Origin of the sequence: Ideonella azotifigens (assembly GCF_006519715.1) — a bacterium.
Taxonomy (GTDB): domain Bacteria; phylum Pseudomonadota; class Gammaproteobacteria; order Burkholderiales; family Burkholderiaceae_C; genus Ideonella; species Ideonella azotifigens.
The window spans coordinates 1-5,778 of the sequence record NZ_VIDT01000352.1 but is presented as its reverse complement, the minus strand read 5'-3'; the positions used below and the strand labels follow the sequence as shown (position 1 = coordinate 5,778).

Sequence of the window (5,778 nt, the reverse complement as noted above, 5' to 3'; positions counted from 1 at the left end):
ACCTGCGGTCGCCACGGCCACGGCGGCGGCAGTGGCTGCCACCTTCCAGCCTGGGCGCACGGCGCCGTTTGGACCGCTGGTGCAGGCCGAGGAAGCGCCGCGCGAGGTGTCGGTGGAAGAGCTGCTGGACCTGGAGCAGCAGGCCGACTTCTTCATCGCGCTGGGCCAGGAAGATGCCGCCATCGACCTGCTGATGTCCTACCTGCGCAGCACCGGCGGGCAAAGCCCGGTGCCGTACACCAAGCTGCTGGAGATCTATCGCCGCCAGGGCGACCGCAGCGCCTACGAGCGCATCCGTGCCCGCTTCAATCGCCGCTTCAACGCCTATGCGCCCGACTGGGACATGGGCCCGCTGTACGGCCGGGTGTTGGAAGACTACCCCTATGCGGTGCAGGAACTGGAGACCGCCTGGCCGTCACCGCTGGACGCGATGGCGGTGCTCGAAGGCATGCTGTTCCGCAAGGACGAGACCCAGGACTTGTTCGACCTGCCGGCCTACAAGGACTTGCTGCTGATGTACGCGATTGCCCGCGACCTGCTGCAGCAAGGCGGCGGCAAGACCGACGAAGTGGACCTGCTGCTGCCGCTGGGCGACTTTGGTGGCCCGGCGGGCCTGGTGGGCGGGCCGGCGGGCAGCAGCGACGGTGACCGGGCCGAAGAGCCCGACCTGGTGCTGGACGACGCGCCCGACAGCCTGCTGACCCACTTCGAGTTCAACCCGGTGCCGCCGGACAGCGAGCCGATGTCGCTGGATGGGCCCGAGGCGCCTGCCGCGCCTGCCCCTCGCAAGCCGAGGTTTTAGAGCCCCTGCAGGCGCGTGAGCGCGGCCTGCAGTGTGGCCTCCTGCTTGGCAAAGCAGAAGCGGATGATGCGCTGGTCGGTCGGCCGCTCGTGGAAGGCCGACAGCGGGATGGCCGCCACGCCGATCTCCTCGGTCAGCCAGCGGCAGAAGGCATCGTCCTCCATCTCGCTGATGCGCGAATAGTCCACGCACTGGAAATACGTGCCTTCGCAGGGCAGCAGCCTGAACTTGGTCGGCGCCAGGCCGGCGCGGAACAGGTCGCGCTTGGCCTGGTAAAAGTCCGGCAAGTCCAGGTAAGGCGCGGGGTTGGCCAGGTACTGCGCCAGGCCTTGCTGCATCGGCGTGTTGACGGTGAACACGTTGAACTGGTGCACCTTGCGGAATTCGGCCATCAGCTCGGCCGGCGCGGCCACGTAGCCGACCTTCCAGCCGGTGACGTGGAAGGTCTTGCCGAAGCTGGAGATCAGCAGCGAACGCGCGGCCAGTTCCGGGTCACCACAGACGCTGATGTGCGGCTGGCCGTCGAACACCATGTGCTCGTAGACCTCGTCCGAAATGACCAGCACATTCGTGCCGCGCAGCAGGTCACGCAGCTGGCTCCGCTCGCTGGCGTTCCACACGGTGCCGCTGGGGTTGTGCGGCGTGTTGATCATGATGGCCCGGGTGCGCGGCGTCAGCGCGGCGGCCACGCGCGCCATGTCCACGTGCAGCGTCTTCGGGTCCAGCGGCACGCGCACGGTGGTCGCGCCGGCAAGGGTCAGCGCAGGCTCGTAGCTGTCGTAGCAGGGCTCCAGCACGATGACTTCGTCGCCCGGGTGCACCAGCGCCAGCACCGCCGTCAGGATGGCCTGGGTGGCACCGGCGGTGATGGTGATCTCGCGGTCCGGGTCGTAGGACGCGCCGTGCAGCGATTCGATCTTGCCGGCCACCGCCTCGCGCAGCGACATCAGGCCGGGCATTGGCGGGTACTGGTTGTGGCCAGCGCGCATCGCCGCGGCCACCGCGTCCACCAGCGCCGGGTCGCCCTGGAAGTCAGGAAAGCCCTGGCCGAGGTTGACCGCGCCATGCTGCTGGGCGAGCGCGGACATGACCGTGAAGATCGTCGTGCCGACCTTGGGCAGGCGTGTGGTGACGGGCGGAGCGGCGAAGTCGCGGGTGATGGTCATGGGCAGTGAGAGGGAAGGGCTCAGAGCTCGTAGGAATCGCCGGTGCTGTTCATGGCCCGCTCGATCAGCGGGCGGCTCAGCCGGTCGGACAGCAGCTCGGCAAAGCTCAGCACGAAGCCGCGCAGGTAGGCGCCACGGCGGAAGGCGACACGGGTGGTGTTCTGGCCGAACAGGTAGCCGGCGGGGCGGCTGACCAACTCGCCGCCGGCCGGCTCGCCGGCCATTGCCATCTCGGCCACGATGCCCACGCCCAGGCCGGCGCGCACATAGGTCTTGATGACGTCGGAGTCGATGGCTTCCAGCGCGATGTTGGGCGTCAGCCGGCGCTGGGCAAAGGCGTGGTCGATGCGCTTGCGGCCGGTGAAGGCCGGCTGGTAGGAGATCAGCGGCACCTCGGCCAGCTGCTCCAGCGTCAGCCGTTCGACCTGGGCCAGCGGATGGTCCTGCGGCATCACGATCACGTGCTGCCATTCGTAGGCGGGCAGGGTGACCAGCTCGTCGATGTCTGTCAGTGTTTCGGTTGCCAGGCCAATGTCGGCCGAGTCGTCCAGCAGCATGCGGGCGACCTGCTCCGGCGAGCCCTGGTGCAGGCTGATGACGACCTTGGGGAAGCGCTTGCGCAGCAGCATGATGGGCTCGGGCAGCACGTAGCGCGCCTGCGTGTGCGTGGCCGCGATGGACAGCCGGCCGGCGTCCTGCTTGGAGAACTCCTCGCCAATGCGCTTCAGGTTGGCCACCTCGCGCAGGATGATCTCCACCGACTTCAGCACCTGCTGGCCGGGATCGGTCACGCGCTTGAGGCGTTTGCCGTGGCGCACGAAGATGTCCACGCCCAGCTCTTCCTCCAGCTCCAGGATGGCCTTGGAAATGCCGGGCTGCGAGGTGTAGAGCGCCTTCGCGGTCTCGGTCAGGTTCAGGTTGCGGCGCACCGCCTCCTGGACGAATCGGAACTGGTGCAGGTTCATGCAGTCGTGTCGTCCGGAAGCAGGCGGGTCGGGTCAAGTGCCATCGCGAGCGCGGCCTGGGCCATGGCCTCGACCACCAGCGGCGATTCGCCAACGGCGGCATGCAGCCGCCATTGCACCGCGGGATGGGCCTGGCGCAGCGCCTCAATCTGCAGCGGCAGGTCCTTGCGCACATGGCCGCCAGCACCCAGAAAGAGCGGCAGCACCTCCACTTCGGTGCAGCCCTGTTCCACCAGGGTGCGGCCACAGCCCGGCAGGTCGGGTGCCATGAATTCGAGGTAGGCCATGGCCACCTGCCAGCCGGGCAGCAGTTCGCGGCAGCGCGCGGCGCTGGCTTCCAGCGGGGCCGACCAGTTCGCGTCGCGCGCACCGTGGGCCATCAGGATCAGGCCATGCATGGCAGTCGCTTTCATCGGTAGCGCACCAGCCACCAGAAGGCGGCCAAGGACAAGCCGAGGTAGATCAGGCTGGGCACGGCGGCAGCGAGCCAGGGCGTCCAGTCGTGCAGCAGGCCCAGGTGGCCGACGACGTTGTTCAGCAGCACGAAGCTGATGCCCAGCATGATGCCGCCAAAGACCTTCAGGCTGATGCCGCCGGCCCGCGCGTGCAGGTAGGCAAACGGCAGCGCCAGCGCCACCATCACGATGCAGGCAAATGGGTAGAAGGCGCGTTTCCAGAACTGCAGCTCGTAGCGCTGCGAGGTCTGCTCCTGGTCGCTCAGGTGGCGGCTGTAGCGCCACAGGTCCAGCGTGGACATGCTGCCGATCGGCGAGATCGCCGCGGTCACCAGGCCGATGCTCAGCGTCGTCGGCCAGTCCAGCGCGTCCTTCTGTTCGGTCACCACCGGCATGCCCGAGGCCGTGGGCCAGCGCGTGATCTGCACGTCCTGCAGGTGCCAGACAGAGCCGCTGCTGCGGCCCGAGCGAACCGTCTGCACCGTGGCGCTGCCGGCCTCGATGCGGCTGATCTGCCGGCCTTCGTCGTCGTGCTCGAAGATGCGCACCTCGCGCATGCGTCCACCAGGCGCGCTGGACTCGACATTGATCGAGTAGCTGCGCTCGCCCTCGGGCGTGTTGCGGTGCTCCTTCAGCCAGGCACCGGCCTTGCCGACCGGCGCGCCGCCGCGCGGCTTGGCCCGTAGGTCCGACGCATGCTGTTCGCCCCAGGGCGCGACGTATTCGCCGGCCACAAAGGTCACCGCGCCCATCAGCAGGCCCAGCACCAGCAGCAGCGTCAGCGCGCGGCCAGGGCCCAGCCCACCGGTGCGCAGGATGGTGAACTCAGACGACTGCGCGAGCCGCGCCATCGCGTAAATGGTGCCGATCAGGACGGCGATGGGGCACAACTCATAGAAGCGGCCCGGCATGGACAGCAGCGCCGCCAGCGCGGCGCGCGGCATGGTGTAGCCATTGCGGCCAACGCGGGCGAGCTCGTCGAGGAAGTCGATGAAATAGAACAGCGACATGAAGGCCAGCGCGACGAAGAACACCGACCACAAGACGTCCTGGTACAGCAGCTTGCGGACCGTCTTCATGCGGCGCTCCCTGCGGCCGCGGTACCGCCGGCATTGCCGTTGCGCAGCTTGCGCAGGTGCACCACGGTTGCGTGGTCACGCCACCAGATCAGTGCCAGCGCCAGGAACAGCGCCAGCCCGTGCAGCACGATCAGCGCCTGCACCGAGGGGATGCGGCCGGCCGAGACCCAGGCCTGGCTCAGGTTCACCAGGTTGAAATAGACCATGAAGGCCAGCAGGGCGAACAAGAGGTTCCAGTTGTTCGGCCGGCGTGGATTGGTGGTCGCGGTGCCAATGCCCAGCAGCAGCAGGTTGGCCGAGCCCAGCAGCAGGCCCAGGCGCCAGACCAGCTCGCCCTGGTTGGCCAGGTTGAAGTCCTGCAGCAGGTCCAGCGTGTCCACAGCCTTGGGCGGCAGGGTTTGCGGCGCCGGCATGCGGCCGTTGTCGATCTGGGTGCGGAAATGGTCGAAGTTCATGCGGGTGTGTTCACCGGTCTTGCTGTTCTGCTCGTTGCGGTGGCCCACATCCAGCACCAGCTCGCGTTCATCGCCGGTGCGCTCCACATGGCCGCTGTGCGCGGTGGTGACCGATTCGATGTCGTCCTTGTTGTTCAGCAGGAAGACATTGCGGGCGATGCTGGTGGTGTCGCCGTTGCGCTCGATGAAAAAGACACGGCTGCCGTCGGACGATGACTGGAAAGCTCCCGGGGCCACGCGCGACAGATCCGAGCGCTGCTCATAGCGCACCTTCAGTTCCAGCATCTGCCGGTTGCCCCAGGGCCACACGCCCAGCACCAGCACGCCAATGCCCAGCATGCCGGGCAAGCCCATGCGCATGACCGGGCGAATGAAACGCGCCAGCCCGATGCCGGCCGAGAACCAGATCGCCATCTCGCTTTCGCGGTACATGCGCCCCAGGCTCAGCACCACCGAGACGAACAGCGCCAGCGCCAGGATCAGCGGCAACTGGCCGATGGCGTTGTAGCCCAGCACCATCACGACATCCTGCGGCGAAACCGCCCCGTTGGCCGCCAGGCCGAGGGTGCGGATCAGCATCATCGTGACGACGATGGTCAGGATGACCACCAGCGTGGCCCCGAAGCTGCGCGACAGCTCCTTGCGCACGGACGAATCGAATAACATCAAAAGCTCACCTTTTTCTCGGAACCGATTATGAACTTTCAAGCTCTGGCCATCGCCGAAGGCGGCGCGGGTGCCGTGGCCGCGGACGCACTGATCGTGGTCCTGCCGGTTGACGGCAAGGGCGGCAGCGGCGACAAGGCGCTGGATGGCTTGCTGGCAAGCGCCGTGAAGCAAGGCGATTTCGAGCGCA

The 5,778-nt window shown here is 67.5% G+C and carries 6 protein-coding genes; 1 reads left to right on the top strand and 5 read right to left on the bottom strand.

The window, feature by feature from the left end; translation table 11 throughout:
* Positions 1-802 (top strand): type IV pilus assembly protein FimV (locus FKP22_RS19115; RefSeq protein WP_375140599.1); only part of this gene is annotated, 802 nt, incomplete at its 5' end.
* Here the strand turns inward: FKP22_RS19115 and FKP22_RS19110 are convergent.
* The 5 genes from FKP22_RS19110 to lptF are packed head-to-tail and all read right to left on the bottom strand — an operon-like array spanning position 799 to position 5,588.
* Entirely contained in the window at positions 799-1,968 is a 1,170-nt protein-coding gene (locus tag FKP22_RS19110; protein WP_141289301.1) for a pyridoxal phosphate-dependent aminotransferase, read from the bottom strand. The two genes, FKP22_RS19115 and FKP22_RS19110, sit on opposite strands and share 4 nt — an antisense overlap.
* Before the next feature lie 20 nt (positions 1,969-1,988).
* Complete coding sequence (locus tag FKP22_RS19105) at positions 1,989-2,933, bottom strand: CysB family HTH-type transcriptional regulator (RefSeq protein WP_141289300.1); 945 nt, start codon at positions 2,931-2,933, stop codon at positions 1,989-1,991.
* Positions 2,930-3,346: a sirohydrochlorin chelatase gene (locus tag FKP22_RS19100; protein WP_231012180.1), complete on the bottom strand. Its 417-nt coding sequence runs from the start codon at positions 3,344-3,346 to the stop codon at positions 2,930-2,932. The genes FKP22_RS19105 and FKP22_RS19100 overlap by 4 nt, the downstream gene beginning before the upstream one ends.
* Positions 3,343-4,467: an LPS export ABC transporter permease LptG gene (gene lptG, locus FKP22_RS19095; protein WP_141289299.1), complete on the bottom strand. Its 1,125-nt coding sequence runs from the start codon at positions 4,465-4,467 to the stop codon at positions 3,343-3,345. Before lptG ends, FKP22_RS19100 begins: the two co-directional genes overlap by 4 nt.
* Entirely contained in the window at positions 4,464-5,588 is a 1,125-nt protein-coding gene (lptF, locus tag FKP22_RS19090; protein ID WP_141289298.1) for an LPS export ABC transporter permease LptF, read from the bottom strand. The genes lptG and lptF overlap by 4 nt, the downstream gene beginning before the upstream one ends.
* Between the last annotated feature and the right edge of the window lie 190 nt (positions 5,589-5,778).